General features: G+C 74.8%; 15 protein-coding genes and 1 pseudogene. 7 read left to right on the forward strand and 9 right to left on the reverse strand.

Translation table 11 applies throughout. From position 1 onward, the window contains the following. The first annotated feature begins 93 nt into the window (after positions 1-93). Together OTB16_RS21880 and OTB16_RS21885 are read left to right on the forward strand one after the other, a co-directional pair. Positions 94-1,968, forward strand: coding sequence for a stealth family protein (locus OTB16_RS21880; protein WP_267722140.1), 1,875 nt, complete (start codon positions 94-96; stop codon positions 1,966-1,968). Positions 1,969-2,031: 63 nt separating this feature from the next. Further along, on the forward strand, positions 2,032-2,673 hold the full coding sequence (locus OTB16_RS21885) for a hypothetical protein (protein WP_267722142.1): 642 nt from the start codon (positions 2,032-2,034) through the stop codon (positions 2,671-2,673). A gap of 51 nt (positions 2,674-2,724) precedes the next feature. Here OTB16_RS21885 and OTB16_RS21890 read toward each other — a convergent pair whose 3' ends face one another. Beyond that, positions 2,725-5,241 carry an excinuclease ABC subunit UvrA gene (locus OTB16_RS21890; protein WP_420717770.1) on the reverse strand — a complete coding sequence of 839 codons (2,517 nt, stop codon included), beginning with the start codon at positions 5,239-5,241 and terminating at the stop codon, positions 2,725-2,727. 10 nt (positions 5,242-5,251) lie between these two features. Further along, positions 5,252-6,241: an LLM class flavin-dependent oxidoreductase gene (locus tag OTB16_RS21895; protein WP_267722145.1), complete on the reverse strand. Its 990-nt coding sequence runs from the start codon at positions 6,239-6,241 to the stop codon at positions 5,252-5,254. Between the two features lie 114 nt (positions 6,242-6,355). Between OTB16_RS21895 and OTB16_RS21900 the strand changes: the two genes are divergently transcribed. Then, positions 6,356-6,847, forward strand: a complete 492-nt coding sequence (locus OTB16_RS21900; protein WP_267722147.1) for a phosphatase domain-containing protein — start codon at positions 6,356-6,358, stop codon at positions 6,845-6,847. A gap of 30 nt (positions 6,848-6,877) precedes the next feature. On the opposite strand, the gene OTB16_RS21905 is transcribed toward OTB16_RS21900, so the two are convergent. Beyond that, positions 6,878-7,093: a dodecin gene (locus OTB16_RS21905; RefSeq protein ID WP_267722148.1), complete on the reverse strand. Its 216-nt coding sequence runs from the start codon at positions 7,091-7,093 to the stop codon at positions 6,878-6,880. A gap of 165 nt (positions 7,094-7,258) precedes the next feature. On the opposite strand from OTB16_RS21905, the gene OTB16_RS21910 reads away from it, so the two are divergent. From OTB16_RS21910 to OTB16_RS21920, 3 genes and pseudogenes are all read left to right on the forward strand, one after another. Continuing rightward, positions 7,259-8,521: an extracellular solute-binding protein gene (locus tag OTB16_RS21910; RefSeq protein WP_420717771.1), complete on the forward strand. Its 1,263-nt coding sequence runs from the start codon at positions 7,259-7,261 to the stop codon at positions 8,519-8,521. 188 nt (positions 8,522-8,709) lie between these two features. Then, positions 8,710-9,600, forward strand: a complete 891-nt coding sequence (locus tag OTB16_RS21915) for a GNAT family N-acetyltransferase (protein ID WP_267722150.1) — start codon at positions 8,710-8,712, stop codon at positions 9,598-9,600. After that, positions 9,597-10,124 (forward strand): annotated as a pseudogene (locus OTB16_RS21920) (lysophospholipid acyltransferase family protein); the annotation flags it as partial. The gene OTB16_RS21915 and the pseudogene OTB16_RS21920, both read left to right, overlap by 4 nt. Before the next feature lie 229 nt (positions 10,125-10,353). On the opposite strand, the gene egtD reads toward OTB16_RS21920, so the two are convergent. Genes egtD through egtA form a run of 4 tightly spaced genes read right to left on the reverse strand, consistent with a single transcriptional unit; the run spans position 10,354 to position 14,742 of the window. After that, positions 10,354-11,328 (reverse strand): L-histidine N(alpha)-methyltransferase, encoded by a 975-nt coding sequence (gene egtD / locus OTB16_RS21925; RefSeq protein WP_267722152.1) that lies wholly within the window; start codon positions 11,326-11,328, stop codon positions 10,354-10,356. Further along, positions 11,325-12,101, reverse strand: coding sequence for an ergothioneine biosynthesis protein EgtC (gene egtC, locus OTB16_RS21930; RefSeq protein ID WP_267722154.1), 777 nt, complete (start codon positions 12,099-12,101; stop codon positions 11,325-11,327). The genes egtD and egtC overlap by 4 nt, the downstream gene beginning before the upstream one ends. Then, the gene (gene egtB, locus OTB16_RS21935) at positions 12,101-13,423 is read right to left on the reverse strand and encodes an ergothioneine biosynthesis protein EgtB (protein ID WP_267722156.1); all 1,323 of its coding nucleotides are present in this window, start codon (positions 13,421-13,423) and stop codon (positions 12,101-12,103) included. The genes egtC and egtB overlap by 1 nt, the downstream gene beginning before the upstream one ends. Continuing rightward, entirely contained in the window at positions 13,420-14,742 is a 1,323-nt protein-coding gene (gene egtA, locus OTB16_RS21940) for an ergothioneine biosynthesis glutamate--cysteine ligase EgtA (RefSeq protein WP_267722158.1), read from the reverse strand. Before egtA ends, egtB begins: the two co-directional genes overlap by 4 nt. A gap of 106 nt (positions 14,743-14,848) precedes the next feature. Here egtA and OTB16_RS21945 point away from each other — a divergent pair, with 106 nt between their 5' ends. Further along, a complete protein-coding gene (locus tag OTB16_RS21945; RefSeq protein ID WP_267722159.1) occupies positions 14,849-15,673 on the forward strand; it encodes a TIGR02452 family protein in 825 nt (274 codons plus the stop codon). Between the two features lie 193 nt (positions 15,674-15,866). Here OTB16_RS21945 and OTB16_RS21950 read toward each other — a convergent pair whose 3' ends face one another. Continuing rightward, on the reverse strand, positions 15,867-16,340 hold the full coding sequence (locus tag OTB16_RS21950; RefSeq protein ID WP_267722160.1) for a type II toxin-antitoxin system PemK/MazF family toxin: 474 nt from the start codon (positions 16,338-16,340) through the stop codon (positions 15,867-15,869). Positions 16,341-16,439: 99 nt separating this feature from the next. Then, a complete protein-coding gene (locus OTB16_RS21955; RefSeq protein ID WP_267722235.1) occupies positions 16,440-17,807 on the reverse strand; it encodes an amidase in 1,368 nt (455 codons plus the stop codon). Positions 17,808-17,988 lie beyond the last annotated feature (181 nt).

Genomic DNA, 17,988 nt, shown 5'->3' on the forward strand with positions numbered 1-17,988 from the left:
CCGTAGGCGTCGGCTTATGCTGACGTTGGCTTTTCGGGGGGCTGCCGGACCGGCAGAAGGCCTGTCGCGTCCGCGAACCCCGAGGTGTAGAAGATGAGTGGTATCCGCCGGTACCTCAACTGGGCGGGGCTCCGGCGCCTGGCCCGCGTACTGGGGCGACCCGGCGGCGTCCCACGACAGCCCTCCGCGCACGAGCGGGAACGGACCGGCCCCGGTGACCGGGCGGCGGCCGCGCCCCGCGGGCCCGGCCGCGAGGACGAGATCCTGACCGCGCTGGGCGCCGCCGAGGGCGTCGTCCGCTACCGGGGCCGACTGGCCGTCGTACGGGACGACCTGCTGCCGGCTGGGCTGCGCGCGGCGAACCTGCGGGCCGCCGCCGAGGCGTTGGAAGCGGCGGACATCGGCTACGGCCTCGTACCGGACGGGGGACTGAGCCACCGGGTGGCCATCGCCCCCGGCCGCCGCGACGCGGCCCTCACCGCCTGCGCCGAAGCCTTCACCGGCCGGCCCGTCTACGCCGAACTCCTCGGCGACGGCGGGGTGCTCGCCACCGTACTCGCCGAAACGCTCCCCGCGGCCGTGGCCTCGGCGGAAGCCGCCGCGCAGGACGGCGCACCGCGCCCCGGCGTCAAGGGCATCCGCCTCCACCAGCCGGTGGTGACCTCCGGCCGTACCCTCCACCTCGGTTCCGACCACGGCTGCGACCTCGAGTTCTGGGACGCCCCGCACTCCGGAACCGGCGGGGTCGCCTCGCTGCGCGAGACGCCGTTCGGCTGGTGGGTCCCCTCCCTGGCCGCCACCGGCACCCACCGCGTCGGAGACCGGGAGTACCCCGTCGTGGACGCCCTCGCCCGGCGCTTCCCCGACGACATCGACTTCCCGATCGACGCCGTCATCACCTGGGTGGACGCCTCCGACCCCGCGTGGCGCCGCCGCCGCGAGCAGGCGGCCGTAGCAGCCGCAGCCGCAGCCGTCCCGGCGCAGGTCCCGCCCGGCGCCGGAGCCCCCGACGCGGACCTCCCCGCCCCGGATGCCTGCGCCGCTCCCGCCGTGGACCGCGGCGAGCACCGCTACCGCGACCGCGGCGAACTGCGCTACTGCCTGCGGTCGATCGCCGCGCACGCGCCCTGGATCCGGCACGTCTTCCTGGTCACCGACGACCAGGTCCCCGCATGGCTGGCCGCCGACCACCCGGGCATCACCGTCGTCGACCACCGTGACCTGTTCGCCGAGCCGGACGTCCTGCCCGTCTTCAACTCCCACGCCATAGAGACCCAGCTGCACCGGATACCCGGCCTCGCCGAGCACTTCGTCTACTTCAACGACGACATCTTCCTCGGCCGGTCCCAGCGGCCCCAGAACTTCTTCCTCCCCTCCGGCCTCCCCAAGGTCTTCCACGACGACCGCGCCGTCCCGCCCAGTTCCCCGGACTCCGAGGACGACGTCTTCACCCTCTCCCAGCGCGCCACCCGCCGGGCCGTCGAATCCGCCGTCGGCCGCACCTATCCGCGGATCCTGGCCCACACCCCCTACCCCCTCAGCCGCTCCCTCTTCGAGCACCTCGAAGCGCGTCTGCCCGGCGGCCTCACCGGCACCAGCCGGTCCGTGTTCCGCAGCGCCACCGACATCGCCCCCGTCACCCTGGCCGTCCACCTGGCCCTCGCCGACGGCCACGCGGTCGAAGGCGAGCTGGCCGCCGCCTACGTGTCCACCGGCCACGCCGACGAGCTCGAACGCCTGGGCGACATGGTCCACCACCGCGAGTCCGACGCCTTCTGCCTCGCCGACGACGCCGGTACGGGGCTCTCCCCGCAGGCCCAGCAGCGCGCGGTCGGCGCGTTCCTGGAGGCCTACTTCCCGGTCCCCTCCCCGTACGAGAGAACGTCCGACCCGTCAGCACCCCTGCCCTCCACGTCCCTGTCCATCTCGTCCGCCACGCCCCCGTCCCCGTCTGCGCCGATCGGCTGACCCGGGCCTCCCGCGCCGCGCCGCGCCCCGGCAGACCCCCGCCCATGCGTGACAGTGGGCCCTATGCCACATGCCCCCACCGGGTCCGGACCGCGCCGCCGCAGCGTGCTGGCCGCCGCCCTCGCCCCGCTGGCCGCGGCCGGCTGCGCGGACCGGGAGCACCCCCCGGCCCCCGGTCCGCCCGCCGGACCGCGAGACGCCCTGGTCATGGTGATCCGGCACGCGGAGAAGCCGTACGCGGGCGACACCGCCGAGGACGACGAGGGCGTCGAACACCCCGGCTCCCTGTCCGGCCGGGGGCTGCGCCGCGCCGAGGAGCTGCCGCGTCTCTTCCCACCGTCGGCCCGCTCCTCCCTGCCCCGTCCCGCCGCCGTCTTCGCGGCCGGCGGCAAGGCCGCCCCCGAGCGGTGCGGGCAGACGGTGGCGGCCCTCGCCACCGTGCTGCGCACGCCGGTGCGCGCCGAGTTCGCCGTCGGCGCCGAACCCGTCCTCGCCCGGGCCGTGCTGGCCGCCCCGATGCCCGCCCTGGTCTGCTGGGAACCGGCCGGCATCCCCCGCCTGGTCCGGGCCCTCGGCGCACACCGGGTCGTCGGCGTCCCCGCCGCCTGGCCCGACCGGTACGACCTCGTCTGGATGTTCACCCGCCGCCAGGGCCTGTGGAGCTTCCGCGAACTGCCCCAGAACCTGCTGCCCGGAGACGCGTAGCACCGTCACCGGCCGCGCCGCGCGGGACCGGGCCGGGCCGCGCGGGACCCGCTACGGACCGACCCGGCCCCCGTCCTCCGCCAGCGCCCGCGCCAGGTAGAGCGCCGTGCGGCTTGTGCCCGACGCCGCGACCTCCGCCGGGGTGCCCGTCGCCACGATGCGGCCGCCCTCGGTGCCGCCGCCCGGGCCCAGGTCGATCACCCAGTCCGCGCCCGCCACCACCGCCATGTCGTGCTCGACCACGACCACCGAGTGCCCGGCGTCCACCAGCCCGTGCAACTGCCGCAGCAGCACTCGTACATCGGCCGGGTGCAGTCCCGTCGTCGGCTCGTCCAGTACGTACAGGGTGTGGTCGTGGCGCACGCGCTGCAGCTCCGTGGCCAGCTTGATCCGCTGCGCCTCGCCGCCCGACAGCTCCGTCGCCGGCTGCCCGAGCCGCAGGTAGCCGAGCCCGATGTCCTCCAGGGCCCGCAGACTGCGCGCCGCCGCCGGCACCTCCGCGAAGAAGCCCGCCGCCGCCTCCACCGTCAGCCCGAGGACCTCCGCGATGTCCAGGTCCCCGTACCGGACCTCCAGCGTCTCGGGGTTGTACCGGGCTCCGGCGCAGGCGGGGCACGGGGCGTACGTGCTCGGCAGGAACAGCAGCTCCACCGAGACGAAGCCCTCGCCCTGACAGGTCTCGCACCGGCCGCCCGGCACGTTGAAGGAGAACCGGCCCGCCTTCCAGCCGCGCGCCCGCGCGTCCGGCGCCGCCGCGAAGAGCCGGCGCACCACGTCGAACAGCCCCGTGTACGTCGCCAGGTTGGACCGGGGGGTGCGGCCGATCGGCTTCTGGTCGACCTCCACCAGCCGCCGTACGGGGAAGTCCACGTCCGCCAGCCGCTCGCCGACCTCCCGGGCCAGCACCTGGCCCACCAGCGTGGACTTTCCCGAGCCCGACACCCCGGTCACCGCCGTGAACACCCCCAGCGGGAAGCGGGCCTCCACCCCGCGCAGATTGTGCCGGTCGACCGCGCCCAGGTGTACGGACCCGCTCGCCTCGCGCACCGGCCGCCGCGCCCGCCCCGTCCCGGCCGCCCCGGACAGGTACAGGGCCGTGGCCGACCGCGGTACGCCCGCGAGGCCCTCGGGCGGCCCGCTGTACAGCACCTGCCCGCCGTGCTCCCCGGCCAGCGGGCCCACGTCCACCAGCCAGTCCGCGTGCCGCACCACGTCCAGGTGGTGCTCCACGACGAACACCGTGTTCCCGGCCTCCTTGAGCCGGTCCAGTACGCCGAGGAGGGCCTCCGTGTCGGCGGGGTGCAGCCCGGCCGAGGGCTCGTCCAGCACGTACACCACCCCGAACAGGCCCGACCGGAGCTGCGTGGCCAGCCGCAGCCGCTGCAGTTCGCCCGCGGACAGGGTGGGCGCGGTCCGGTCCAGGCTCAGATAGCCGAGCCCGAGCTCCGTGACGGGTCCGATCCGCGTGCGCAGGCCCTCCGTCAGGACCCGCGCCGCCTCTCCGGCCGCGGGTGCGGACTCCCGTGCGGAGGCCAGTACGGCGTCCAGTTCGGACAGCGGCATCCCCGCGAGGTCCGCGATGCCGTACCCGGCGAAGGTCACGGCCAGCGCCTCCGGCCGCAGCCGGTGCCCCTCGCACGCGGGGCACGGCGAGTCGGTGAGGAACTTCTCGGCACGCGCCCTCAGGGCGGCGCTCCTGCTGTCCGCGAACGTCCGCATGACGTGGCGGTGTGCGCTCATGTACGTGCCCTGGTAGGGCCGCTGGATCCGGTCGGCGTCGCGCACCGGGTGCACCGTCACGACCGGCTGCTCCTCGGTGAACAGGATCCACTCGCGGTCCTTCGCGGGCAGCTCCCGCCAGGGCCGGTCCACGTCGTGGCCGAGGGCCTCCAGGACGTCGCGCAGGTTCTTGCCCTGCCAGGCGCCCGGCCAGGCCGCGATGGCACCCTGACGGATCGACAGATGCCGGTCAGGCACGAGCAGTTCCTCGCTGGTGCGGTGGATCCGGCCGAGCCCGTGGCACGAAGGGCAGGCGCCTGCGGCGGTGTTGGGGGAGAAGGCGTCGGAGTCGAGGGGCTCCGCGCCCGCGGGGTAGGTTCCGGCTCGCGAATACAGCATCCGCAGCGAGTTCGACAGCAGGGTCACCGTCCCCACCGAGGAGCGCGAACCGGGTGAGGAGCGGCGCTGTTCCAGCGAGACGGCGGGCGGCAGTCCGGTGACGGAGTCGACCTTCGGCGCGCCGATCTGGTGGATGAGGCGGCGGGCGTACGGGGCGACCGACTCGAAGTACCGGCGCTGGGCCTCCGCGTAGAGCGTCCCGAAGGCGAGCGAGCTCTTGCCGGAGCCGGAGACGCCCGTGAACACGGTCAGCGCGTCGCGCGGGACGTCCACGTCGACCCCGCGCAGATTGTGCTCCCGGGCGCCCCGCACGCGGACGTACGGATCGATGGAACGCGGGTCGGGGGAACCCGGACCCGGGGAACGTGGACCCGGGGAACGGGGATCGGCGGCGCGAGGATCACCGGCCGGGGGGCCGGCGGGGAGGGGTGCGGGCGCGGGCTGGTGCATTCGTCCCAGTTTAGAGGCCCGCGATCCGGGCCAGCCCGCGGTAGGACTCCAGCAGCGCCGTCCGGTCGTACGTGGACGTGGTGACGAGCAGCTCGTCCGCGCCGGTCAGGGCGGCCACCTCGGACAGCTCCGCCGCCACCTGCTCCCCGGTGCCGTGGACGTGCCCGGCGAGGGCGCCCTCGTACAGCTCCCGCTCCTTGGGGGACATGTCCAGCGCCTCGACCTCCTCGGCCGGGCGGAGCGGCGGGAAGCTGCCCCGGGTGCGGGAGTGGGCCAGGGCCCACGCCTCCGGGACCAGGATCCGCCGGGCCGCCTCCGCGGTGGCGGCCACCGCGACGGTCCCGGAGACCACGACGTACGGCTCCGGGCCCCACGCGGACGGCAGGAACTCCCGCCGGTACGTCCCGACGGCCTCCGCGACCCGGTCCCGGGAGCGCAGATCGCCCACCACCAGCGGCAGCCCGGCCCGGGCGGCGATTTTGGCCCCGGCACCGGTGGCCAGGACGAAGGCGGGGATCCGCAGCCCCTCGGCGGGGCGCGCGTGGACCTCGGGGTGCGCCGTCTGGCTGCCGTCGAGCCAGCCCAGCAGCTCGGCCAGCTGCTCCTCGAACCGGTCGGCGTCCCCGGTGTCCCGTCCCAGGGCGCGCCGGATCCCGTCGGTGAACCCGACGGAGCGGCCGAGGCCCATGTCGATCCGGCCGGGGAAGAGGGACTCCAGCACCCCGAACTGCTCGGCGACCACCATCGGCTGGTGGTTGGGCAGCATCACCCCGCCCGTGCCGACCCGGATCCGCCGGGTCGCGCCGGCGACGGCGGCCGCCAGCACGGTGGGGGCGGAGCCCGCCACGCCGGGCACGCTGTGGTGCTCCGAGACCCAGAACCGGTGGTATCCGAGCTCCTCCGCCGTGCGGGCCAGCTCCACGGTGTCGCGCAGCGCCTGCGGGGCGGGGTGGCCCTCGCGGGTGCGGGACCGGTCGAGTATCGAGAGGTTTCGGATCACACTCGTGTCAACGCCGGGCGGCCGCGAGGATTCCCGGACCGGCGCGACGCCAGGCCGCAGGCCTGTCCTGCCCTCCCCGCCGGCCCTCCTGGGGGCGCGCCCTAGGGTGGCGGGATGACCGAGAGCACCGTGCGGCCGCTGGCCGTCTTCGACATCGACAACACCCTGGCCGACACCGGCCACCGCCAGCACTTCCTGGAGGGACGGCCCCGCGACTGGAACGGCTTCTTCGGCGCGGCCCCGACCGATCCGCCCCTCGCCCGCGGGGTGGCGCTGGCGCGGGAGAGCGCGCGGGAGTGCGAGGTGGTGTACCTGACGGGCCGCCCCGAGCGGTGCCGGAAGGACACGGTCGACTGGCTCGCGCGGCACGGCCTGCCCGAGGGAACGCTGTCGATGCGCGGGAACCAGGACCGGCGGCCGGCCCGGACGACGAAGCTGGAGGTGCTCAAGCGGATCGCCCGGGGCCGGGAGGTGCGGATGCTCGTCGACGACGACGAGCTGGTGTGCGGGGCGGCACGCGCCGCGGGCTTCCGGGTGGTCCTGGCGGACTGGGCCGCGGACGCGCCGGAACTCAAGGCGGCCCAGGAGGGCGAGGGCCGCACCTGAGCGGCCCGGCCCGGGCGGTCGGCCCCGGGCTCAGGCGTCTTCGTCGAGGCGGAAGCCGACCTTCAGGCCCACTTGGTAGTGCGCCACCTCGCCGTTCTCGATGTGCCCGCGCACCTGTACGACTTCGAACCAGTCCAGGTTGCGCAAGTGCTGCCCCGCCCGGGTGATCCCGTTGCGGATGGCCTGATCGATGCCCTCGGGGGAAGTGCCGACGATCTCGGTCACCCGGTACGTGTGATTGGACATGGGGGTCTCCCGACACTGGGTGGCTATTGCCTTGTTCTACGGTGCCCCAGTTAGACCGGCTCCGCGAACTTTGCGCGAAGAGTCCCGCGCCTAACCCCCTTGACCCGCCTATTGGTCTATGCCAATTTCAAGCCATCTGAGCCCCGTTCCCAGAAGGTGACCTTCGTGAAGATGCGCTTCCTTGCCGTGTGCACCGCCCTCGCGGCCGCGGCCGCCCTCACGGGCTGCAGCCAGTTGGCCGACTCGGCCGGAGGACCACAGAAGGTGACGCTCTGGCTGATGAAGGGCAGCGCCTCGGACGACTTCATCAGCAAGTTCACCGCGTCGTTCGAGCAGGAGCATCCCGATGTCGACCTGGAGGTGAAGATCCAGGACTGGACGGGCATCGGCGACAAGGTGAGCGGCGTACTCTCCGGCGAGAGCAAGGAGGGAGCCGACGTCATAGAGGTGGGCAACACCCAGGTCTCCCGGTACATCGAGGTCGGCGGCCTCTCCGAACTCACCCTCGAGGGCCTGCGCGAATGGGGCAACAAGGACTGGCTCAAGGGCCTCTCCGACCCCGGCAGTGTCAACGGCGCCCAGTACGGCGTCCCCTGGTACGCCGCCAACCGCGTGGTCATCTACAACAAGGACCTCTTCGCCGGCGCCGGGATCAAGGCCTTGCCCAAGAATCGCCAAGAGTGGATCCAGGCCACCCAGCGGCTCGACAAGGGCGACCAGCAGGGCATCTACCTCGCGGGCCAGAACTGGTACGTCCTCGCCGGGTTCGTCTGGGACGAGGGCGGCGACCTCGCCGTCGAGAACAGCGGCAAGTGGACGGGCACCCTCCACGACGACAGGGCGCTGGCCGGCATGGAGTTCTACAAGCAGCTCCAGGGGCTCGGCGACGGCCCCAAGGACGCCGACGAGGAGACGCCCCCGCAGTCGGAGGTCTTCGCCCGCGGCCAGGTCGCGCAGATCATCGCCCCGCCCAGCCAGGTCAAGGAGATCGAGGACGCCAACCCCGCCCTGAAGGACAAGCTCGGCTTCTTCCCGATCCCCGGCAAGACCTCGGAGAAGGCGGGCGCCGTCTTCACCGGCGGCTCCGACCTGATCATCCCGGAGAAGACCCGGCAGCGGGCTCACGCGGTGGACGTGATCACCGCCCTGGTCAGCGAGAAGTGGCAGACCGAGCTCGCCCGCACCATGAGCTACGTGCCGAACCGGACGTCCCTGGCCCACGTGGTCGAGGGCAACGAGGGGGCGATGGCCATGGCCCCCGGGGCGGCCCAGGGCCGGGCCACCCCGAAGTCCGCCCGGTGGGCCGAAGTGGAGGCCGAGAACCCGATCAAGCCGTACATGACGGCCGTCCTCACCGGCCAGGACCCCAGGCAGGCCGCCCAGGCGGCCTCCGACACGATCAGCCGGGTCCTCGGCTCCGACCGCTGAGCGCCGCCGCACCGCCGCCCGCCCACCCGCCGCACCGCCGCCCGCCCACCCGCCGACCGCCGAGTTCAGCGTCCGCACATCCGGGGGCCTCGGCGCGGCCATGTCGAATCCAGTCCGCCACGGAAGAAGTAAGGAGCCAGGCCGCACACCCGCCGGCCTGGCTCTCCGTGCCCGGCTCAGGAGTCGCCATGACGATCGCACCCCTGTCCCCGTCCCCCCTCCCCAGCGCCCCGGCAACCCTTCCCGGCGCCCCTGCATCCCTCGTCGGCGCCCCGGCCCCGCTCGCCGCAGCCCCGGCCCCCCTCGCCTCCGCCCCGGCCCTCGGCGCGGTCGCCTCCGCCGCCGTCCCCGCCCCCCGCTACGCCGTCCGCCTCGCCCGCGACGAGGACGAGGTGCGCGCCGCCCAGCGCCTGCGCCACCAGGTCTTCGCCGGAGAGCTCGGCGCCCGCCTCGACGGCCCGGAGCCGGGTCTCGACGCCGACGCCTTCGACGCGTACTGCGACCACCTCCTCGTCCTCGACCAGGAGACCGGCCAGGTCGTCGGCACCTACCGGCTGCTGCCCCCGGAGCGCGCCGCCGTCGCCGGACGCCTCTACTCCGAGGGCGAGTTCGACCTCTCCGCCCTCAACCCCATCCGCCCCGACCTCGTCGAGGTCGGCCGCTCCTGCGTCCACCCCGACCACCGCAACGGCGCCGTCATCGCCCTCATCTGGGCCGGCCTCGCCCGCTACATGGACCGCTCCGGGCACGACTGGCTCGCCGGGTGCTGCTCGATCCCGCTCGACGACGGCGGAGTCCTGGCCGCCGCGACCCGTGAGACCACCCTGGCCCGCAACCTCGCCCCCGAGGAGTACCGGGTCACCCCGCACCTCCCCTGGAACCCCGCGGGCATCACCCACCCCGGCCGGATGGAGGTGCCCCCGCTGCTCCGCGGCTACCTGCGCCTGGGCGCCTGGGTCTGCGGCGAGCCGGCCCTCGACGCCGAGTTCGGCTGCGCCGACCTGTACGTCCTGCTCTCCCTGCGCCGTACGAACCCGCGCTACCTCAAGCACTTCCTCTCGCTCGCCCCGGCCGCATGAGCGTCTGGCTGCCCACCTCGCCGTGTACCCCCGAGGGCTGCGCCGGCCACCAGGGACGCACCGCGGGCCTGCCGCGGGCGGTGCTCCGGCTGACCACGGCCCTGGCGCTGGTCCTCGCCGGCGTCCTGTGCGCCCCGCCGGTCCGGCTGCTGCCGGCCGGCCCCCGGCACGCGGTGGTGCGGGCCTGGGCCACCGCGCTCGTACGGTCCTTCGGGATACGCGTCACCCCGTACGGCAGCCCCGGCCCGGACGGGGGCCGTCTGATCGTCGCCAACCACATCTCCTGGCTGGACATCCCGCTCGTCCTCGCCGTACTCCCCTCCCGGATGCTGGCCAAGAGCGACCTGCGGGGGTGGCCGGTCCTCGGCCGCATCGCCCTGCGGGCCGGAACCCTGTTCATCGAACGCGACCGGATCCGCGCCCTGCCCGCCACCATCGGGGACGTCACCGGCGCCCTGCTGGCCGGGGGCCGGGTCACCGTGTTCCCCGAGGGATCCACCTGGTGCGGGCGCGCCCGGGGGCCCTTCCGCAGGGCCGCCTTCCAGGCCGCCCTGGACGCGCGGGTCCCCGTACAGCCCGTGCACCTCGCGTACCTGCGGGGCGACGGGGAGCCGGCCGGGGAGCCCGCCTTCGTCGGTGACGATCCGCTGACCGCCTCCCTGTGGCGGACCGCCCGCGCCCGCGGCGTGCGCGCCGAGGTCAGGCTGCCGTCAACGCCGCCGCGGGCCCGGCGGCGCCACCCGGGATCCCCGCTCAGCCGGCCGGGGCGTGGGCGACCGACAGGGACAGCGCGAAGCGGCCCGCCGCGTCCGTCCACCACTGGGTCAACTCAAGCCCCACGGCTGCCAGTTCCTTGCGCACGCCCTCCTGACGGAACTTCGCCGAGATCTCCGTCAGGATCTCCTCGCCCGCCGCGAACGGCACCACCACGTCCAGCGCCCGGATCTTGACCAGCAGGTCCGACCGGGCCCGCAGCCGCATCTCGATCCACTCCCGCTCCCGGTTCCACACCGCCACGTGATCGAAATCGGCGGTGTGGAAGTCCGCGTTCAACTCCCGGTTGACGACGGCCAGAACGTTCTTGTTGAACTCCGCCGTCACCCCCCGGCCGTCGTCGTACGCCGCCACCAGCACGGCCTCGTCCTTCACCAGGTCCGTCCCCATCAGCAGCGCGTCCCCCGGCGAGAGCATCGCCCGTACGGAGGCCAGGAACAGCGCCCGCTCCGGCGGCAGCAGGTTGCCGATCGTGCCGCCCAGGAACACGACCAGCCGCGGCCCGGGGGACTCCGGAAGCCGCAGGGCCCGCGTGAAGTCGGCCACCAGCGCGTGCACCCGGAGCCTCGGATGCACCTCCAGGAGGGATTCCGCGGCCCCCCTCAGGGCGCTCTCGCTCACGTCCACCGGCACGTACGTGTCCAGCCCGGGCATCGCCTCGATCAGGTGCCGGGTCTTCTCCGAGGACCCGGAGCCCAGCTCCACCAGGGTCCGGGCCCCGCTCGCCGCGGCGATCTCACCGGCCCGCTCCAGCAGGATCTCCCGCTCCGCCCGGGTCGGGTAGTACTCGGGCAGCCGGGTGATCTCCTCGAACAGCTCGCTGCCCCGGGCGTCGTAGAACCACTTGGGCGGCAGCGCCTTGGGGGTGCTCGTCAGCCCGTGCAGGACGTCCGTGCGCAGCGCGGCCTCCGCGGCGTTCTCGTCGAGGGTCCGGGTCAACTGGAAGTCACTCACGAGCGCTCCTTCTCCCCGAGCGGGGTCTCCTTGAGAGGGGTCAGTTCGACCCGCGTACGGGTGGCGGTCAGCAAGGTCCGGTCGGGCACCTCGCACCAGCGGTTGTCGTCGTCGTACGGCTCGGAGGCCACCACCGTGCGGCGGGCCCCCGGCTCGGCCAGGTACCAGAGCGAATCGCCCCAGGCCGTCGCGGCGATGGTCGCCCCGTCGGTCAGCAGCAGGTTCAGCCGGGAGCCGGGCGCGGCCGACGCCACCTCCCGGACCGGTTCGGCGAGCGCCGTGCCCAGGTCGTCCCCGGCGCGCAGCCGGCGCAGGACCAGGGCCCACACGAACGCCGAATCCGTGCGCGCGGACAGCCGGAGCAGTTCCCGCGGCGGCAGCGCGGCCGCGAGCGGCGCCATGGCGTCGGGCCAGTCCCGCACCGCGCCGTTGTGGCTGAACAGCCACGGCCCGTCCGCGAACGGCGCCGCCGCGGCCTCGCCGTCGGCCCCGGCCCGGGTGGCGTCCCGTACGGCGGCCAGCAGGGCCGCGCTGCGCACCACGCGGGCGAGGTCGGTGAAGGTCTCGTCGCCCCAGACCGGGCCCGACCGGCGGTAGCGGCCCGGAACGGGGTCGCCCTCCGCGTACCAGCCGACGCCGAAGCCGTCGGCGTTGACCGTGCCGTTCCGCTGCCGGCGCGGCTCCCAGGACTGGCGCACCAGGGAGTGTCCGGGCTCGCTCAGCAGTCGGCCGAGGGTCACCTCGGGCCCCAGATAGGCGAGGTGACGGCACATCAGACGGCACCGTCCCGTGCCGTGCGGAACCCGGAGAAGATCTGCCGGCGCACCGGGAGGTCCCAGTTGCGGAACGTGCCGCGGCAGGCGACCGCGTCGACCGCGAAGGAGCCGCCGCGCAGCACCTTGTGCTCCGGCCCGAAGAACACCTCCGAGTACTCCCGGTACGGGAAGGCCCGGAACCCCGGGTACGGCAGGAAGTCGGATGCCGTCCACTCCCACACGTCGCCGATCAGCTGGCGCACCCCGAGCGCGGAGGCCCCGGCGGGATAGCTGCCCGCCCGGGCCGGGCGCAGGTGGCGCTGGCCGAGGTTGGCGTGGGCGGGGGTCGGGTCGGCGTCGCCCCACGGGTAGCGGGTCGAGCGGCCGGTCGCCGGATCGTGCCGGGCGGCCTTCTCCCACTCCTCCTCCGTGGGCAGCCTTCGGCCCGCCCAGCGGGCGTACGCGTCCGCCTCGTACCAGCTGACGTGCAGCACCGGCTCCTCGGCCGGCACCGGCTCGGTCACCCCGAAGCGGCGGCGCAGCCAATGGCCGTCCTCCCGGTGCCAGAACAGGGGCGCGCCGATGCCGTGGGCGCGGATCTGCTCCCAGCCGGCCGGCGCCCACCAGCGGGGGTCGAGGTAGCCGCCGTCCGCGATGAACTCCTCGTACGCGGCATTGGTCACCGGGGCCGTGTCGATCCAGAACGGCCCGGTGTCCCGGGTGTGCGCGGGGCGTTCGTTGTCGAGCGACCACGGTTCGGCGGACGTGCCCATCGTGAACGGGCCTCCGGGAACGAGGACTTCGGAGGCGGCCGGCGGACCGAACGGCGCGTCCGGCTCCGGAGCCGTCAGTACGGGGGCGCCCGGCCGGAACTGATGCGTAATCAGCATGGTCTCGTCGTGCTGCTGTTCGTGCTGGGCGATCATGCCGAACACGTACCCGGAGTCCAGCAGCGCCGTCCCTTCCAGAGGGGTGTGCTCCAGCAGGTCGAAGACCCGGCCCCGCACCTCGGCCGCGTACCGGCGGGCCTCGTCGGGGGGCAGCAGCGGCAACTTCGGCCGCTCGGCGCGCGGGTGCTCGAAGGCGTCGTACAGCGGGTCGATCTCGGGGTGCATGGACGGGCGGCCGGCGACGTTGCGCAGCAGCCACAGCTCCTCCATGTTCCCGATGTGTGCCAGGTCCCAGACCAGCGGTGACATGAGGGGCGAGTGCTGCGCGACCAGGTCGGGCTCGCTCACGGGATCGGTGAGTGCGGCCGTACGGGCGCGGGCGGCGGTCAGCGCGGCGGCCGCCCGCTCCCGCAGGTCCTCGGGGGGCGTGCGGTGCGCTTCGGTGGTCACGGGCGGACCTCCGCTCCGGCGAGCCGCCGCCCGGGCGGGTCGTCGGCCGGACAGCGGCCGCGCAGGACGTACCGGTCGGCGAAGGCCGCGACCGTGTCCCGTACGCGGGTGCTCGCGCCGAGCCGGGGCAGCGCCTCGGCGGCGGCCCGGAAGCAGGCGGTCGCCGCGCCGCGCAGCTCGGGGTCGGCCAGGCCGTGCCGGGCGGCGGACCTCCAGAGCGGGTTGCGGGGCGCGGGCGCGTGTCCGTAGGAGTCCGCAAGCGCCTTCGCCACCCGGTACGCCGTCTCGGCGGCCTCCGGGTCGTCGAACAGCGCGTGGACGACGGCCAGGGGCACCACCCAGCCGTCGTCGCCGGGCTGCGCGTCGATCATCCGCAGTTCGAGGTGGCCGCGGGGGCGGACCGGCGGGAACAGCGTGCTCAGGTGGTAGTCGAGGTCTTCGGCGTCCGGGGGCCGCAGGCCGGGAAGCCCGCCGCCGCGCAGCCAGTCCCGGAAGGTCATGCCGCGGGGCACCGCCCACGGGTCGCCGTCGTAGGACCGTACGCACATCAGCTCGGTGTCCAGCGCCTGCCGGACCCACCCGGACCGGGGCGCGGCGTCCATCGGCGGGGCGAGGGCGCGTCGGCTGTCGATGTCGGCCCAGTTCCCCTGGCGGGCGCAGCGCCAGCCGGCGTACGGGGCTTCCAGCCCGGGGGAGTTGGCGAACGCGGCCACCAGCACCGCGCCGAGCAGGTGGGCGAGGCGCCAGCGGCGGCCGAGTCCGAACAGGCCGGGCTCTTCCTGTCCGGCGTCCACACAGACCTGCACGGACGCGGAGCCGCACATCATGGCGCGGCCGGCCGGGCCGGTGTGGTCGAAGTGGGCCTCCATCGCCTCGTAGCGCGGGCTGCGCAGCAGCCGGTGGTACGGGCGGCGCGGGTCCTGGCCGAGGCCGCGCAGGACCAGGCCGCGGGGGAGCAGCGCGGCCCGGACGGCCGCGAGGTCGGACCGGAGGTCGTCCACGCACCCGGTGAGGGAGTCCGACGGGGCGGAGCTGAGCTCCAGCTGGCCGCCGGGTTCGACGGTCACCGAGGAGTGCAGGGGCAGGGCGCGGGCGGCGGCGTGCGCGGAGCGCAGCCGCTCGGGCGGCACGGGCAGGCCGGGACGCTCGACGTCCACGACCAGCCATTCGAGCTCGGCGCCGATGAGCCGTGGCGGGCCGGTCTTGAAACAGATGCCGTGGAGCAGCTCCTCGGCCTCCGTCTCGGTGAGGATCGCGCCGGGGGCCGGCGCGGCCGGGTGTGGGGCCTGTGGTGCGGGAACGGCTGAGTCGTGTGACATGACCGGGTCCTCGTCTCCTGTCGTCGGCCGTGACATCACCGGTGCCTACCCGTCCTCGGAGCACAAATTCCTTTGTTTCCAAGGGCTGCGATGCCCAGGATGAGGTGTGAGCAGCAGATTGCGCGCGATTGCGCGGGAGAACTCCGAGGTCCTGGCGGCCGGCGGCTACCGGGCGCGGTCCGGGCGGCAGGTTTCCCTGGCCGCCGCCCTGGCGGAAGCCAAGGCAGGAACCAGAATATATGGACCAAACCCTGTCATTCCAGGCGAACTGCCACCGGGTGGAGGCGGGCCGACGGCGTTCGAGGTCACGGGGGAGAGCAGCACGGCGGCGGCCCGCAGGCTCGCGTCGCAGGGCTCCGGGGCCGCTTCCGTGGCGGTCCTGAACTTCGCCTCGGCCCGGAATCCCGGGGGCGGCTACGTCCGCGGGGCCAAGGCCCAGGAGGAGGCCCTGTGCCGCGCCTCCGCCCTCTACGAGACGCTGCTGCAGGTGCCGGAGCACTACGCGGCGCACCGGGCGGAGCGCAGCACGTTCTACACCGACCGGGTGATTCACTCGCCCGGGGTCCCCGTCTTCCGCGACGACCGGGGCGCGCTGCTGGAGACCCCGTTCCGGGTCGGGTTCCTCACCTCTCCGGCGCCGAACGCGGGCACCATCCGCCGCCAGGAGCCCGACCGGGCGGCCGAGATCCCCGGCGCCCTGCTGCGGCGCGGGGAGCGCGTGCTGGAGGTAGCCGCGCTGCACGGCTACCGGCGGCTGGTGCTGGGGGCGTGGGGGTGCGGGGTGTTCCGGAACGACCCCGGGCAGGTGGCCGACGCCTTCCGGACCCTCCTGACCGGCCGGTTCACGGACACGTTCGAACGGGTCGTGTTCGGCATCCTCGACCGGGACCCCGGGCCCCGCGCCGCCTTCGCCCGGGCCTTCCCGGCCTGAGCGGCCTTCCCGGCCTGAGCGGCCTGAGCGGCCTGGCCGTCAGGCCGCTCAGGCCTTGGCGGCCGGACTGTCAGGGCCCGAGAGGCCGTGCCTGCCCGGGTACCGAACGCACCCGAAGGGGTGGCGCGGGCAGCGGAGGCGGGCGGTCCGGGAAGGCGTCGGCGCGAGCCCGTGGGGCCCTGGAACGGGCGGGCTACCGCCAGCCGTAGCGCTCGCGCAGCCGGTCGGCCACGAGCTGGAACCGCACCCGCTCCAGGGCGCACGCCTCGCGCCGCATCCCGGACTCGTGCACGCGCAGCACCCGGTCCACGGCCACCCAGGACTCCCGCCCCGCCTTGTCCCAGGGGCCCGTGCCGATCGGCACCCACTCCCGGTCGTGGTCGTGCCGCTTGCTGGACAGCTGGACGGCGAGCAGGGTCCGCCCGCCCGGCTCCCGGGCCACGACCAGCACCGGACGGTCCTTGCCGCGGCCGTCGTTCTCCTCGTACGGGACCCAGGTCCACACGATCTCACCGGGGTCCGGATCCCCGTCGGGGTCGGGCGCGTACTCGGTGCGCACGCGGCCGATGGCGCGCGGATCAGCCTCGGTGGTGGCGGTTCCGCCGTCCCGGCCGGGCTGGTCGGGCTGGTCGGCGTGGCCGTTGCTCTGATGCGAAAGTGCCGTCATCCGGGTGAGGCTACTGGGTTCGGCGGCCCGGGCCGGGCCGGTGGAGGCGGGCCCGCCCTCCGGCGGCTCCGGCCCGCCTGGGCGGCTCGGTGCCGCCGGTCAGGACGGGAGGGCCGGCAGCCAGGCTCCGGCTGCCTCCGCCTGGGCGGCCAGGGCCAGGAGCAGGGGCTCCGAGTGGGCCGGGCCCAGGAGTTGGGCCCCGAGGGGGAGTCCCGTCGTGGTGAAGCCCGCGGGGACGTTCACCCCCGGCCATCCCAGGACGTTCCAGGTCCAGGCATACGGGCAGGCGGCGATCATCGCCCGGTCCGTGGCCATCGCGCCCAGGCCCGCCAACGCGCCGATCCGCAGCGGTGGCGTGGCCGTCGTCGGAGTCAGGACCACGTCGTAGCGGCCGAATATCTCACCCACCCGCCAGCGCAGACCCGCCTCCGACCGGCGGGAGACCCGCAGGGGCAGCCCGCCCAGGATCCGGCCGGTGCGGACGGCCTCGTGCGTACGCCGGTCCAGCAGCGCGCGGTCCGGCACCCGCGCCGCCCAGTCCCGTACGCCCGCGGTCGCCCGGGGCACGAAGGTCAGGCCGATCGGACCGTACCGGGGGTCCTCCGGCACCACCTCGTGGCCCAGCGACTCCAGCCGCCCGGCCAGCCGCTCCACCGCCGAACGGATCTCGGGGTCAAGGGACTTCGGCGTCGCCGTGAACGGCATGCCGAAGGAGAGGGCGATCCGCAGCCGCCGGGGGGCACGCCGGGCGGCCTCGGCGGCCGGGATGCGGGCGGGGCGGTGCAGGTCCTCCGCGTGCTGGCCGGCCGCGGCGTCCAGCAGCAGCGCCGCGTCGGCGACCGTGCGGGCCAGCACGCCGTTGACAGTGAGCCCGTTGAAGGACTCGGGTTCCGGCCAGGTGGAGATCCGGCCGCGCTGCGGCTTCACGCCGATCAGGTGGGTCCAGGCCGCCGGTATCCGTACCGACCCGGCTCCGTCGGATCCGAGGGCCGCAGGGACCAGCCCCGCCGCCACGGCGGCCGCCGAGCCGCCCGAGGAGCCGCCGGGGGTGTAGTCCGGGTTCCACGGATTGCGGGTCTGGCCGAAGGCCGCGCCCTCGGTGAAGGGCCATTGGCCCAGTTCCGGGGTCTGGGTCTTTCCGACGATCACCGCGCCGGCCGCGCGGAGCCTGCGTACGGCCTCGCTGTCCGCGGTCTTCGCCGCGAAGGCCCCCGCGCAGCCGAAGGCGGTCGGCTCCCCCGAGAGGTCCATGTCGTCCTTGACCGCGACCGGGACGCCGAGCAGCGGCAGCCGCTCGCCCGCGGCGAGCCGCCGGTCCGCGGCGTCCGCCTCGGCGAGCGCGCCCTCGGCGCGTACGGTCCGGAAGGCGTTGAGCCGGGGCTGTGCGGCCGCGATCCGGCGCAGGGCCCGCTCGGTCAACCACTGTGCGGAGACGCCTCCTTCGGCGAGCGCGGCCGCCATCTCCACCAGGCCCTCGGGTGCGGGAGCGAGAGCGGGAGCGGCCGTGAGGCCGGGCGGAGCGGCTCCGGCCGCGCCGGACGGCACAGGCACCACGGTCGAAGACGAAGACGAAGGCGAAGGCGAATCCGGCACCGTGACCACTCCCCCTTACCGATCGGTAGGAAGACGGTAACGGGGAGCGGGCGGT

Origin of the sequence: Streptomyces antarcticus, from assembly GCF_026627255.1 — a bacterium.
Lineage (GTDB): Bacteria > Actinomycetota > Actinomycetes > Streptomycetales > Streptomycetaceae > Streptomyces > Streptomyces antarcticus.

Excerpts from the sequence above, each read along its gene's own strand:
- OTB16_RS21905 (WP_267722148.1), bottom strand. The coding sequence starts at position 7,093 with ATGTCCAATCACACGTACCGGGTGACCGAGATCGTCGGCACTTCCCCC.
- egtC (WP_267722154.1), bottom strand. The coding sequence starts at position 12,101 with ATGTGCCGTCACCTCGCCTATCTGGGGCCCGAGGTGACCCTCGGCCGA.
- OTB16_RS21890 (WP_420717770.1), bottom strand. The coding sequence starts at position 5,241 with ATGCACCAGCCCGCGCCCGCACCCCTCCCCGCCGGCCCCCCGGCCGGT.
- OTB16_RS21915 (WP_267722150.1), top strand. The coding sequence starts at position 8,710 with ATGACGATCGCACCCCTGTCCCCGTCCCCCCTCCCCAGCGCCCCGGCA.
- OTB16_RS21950 (WP_267722160.1), bottom strand. The coding sequence starts at position 16,340 with ATGACGGCACTTTCGCATCAGAGCAACGGCCACGCCGACCAGCCCGAC.
- egtA (WP_267722158.1), bottom strand. The coding sequence starts at position 14,742 with ATGTCACACGACTCAGCCGTTCCCGCACCACAGGCCCCACACCCGGCC.
- OTB16_RS21880 (WP_267722140.1), top strand. The coding sequence starts at position 94 with ATGAGTGGTATCCGCCGGTACCTCAACTGGGCGGGGCTCCGGCGCCTG.
- OTB16_RS21885 (WP_267722142.1), top strand. The coding sequence starts at position 2,032 with ATGCCACATGCCCCCACCGGGTCCGGACCGCGCCGCCGCAGCGTGCTG.
- OTB16_RS21900 (WP_267722147.1), top strand. The coding sequence starts at position 6,356 with ATGACCGAGAGCACCGTGCGGCCGCTGGCCGTCTTCGACATCGACAAC.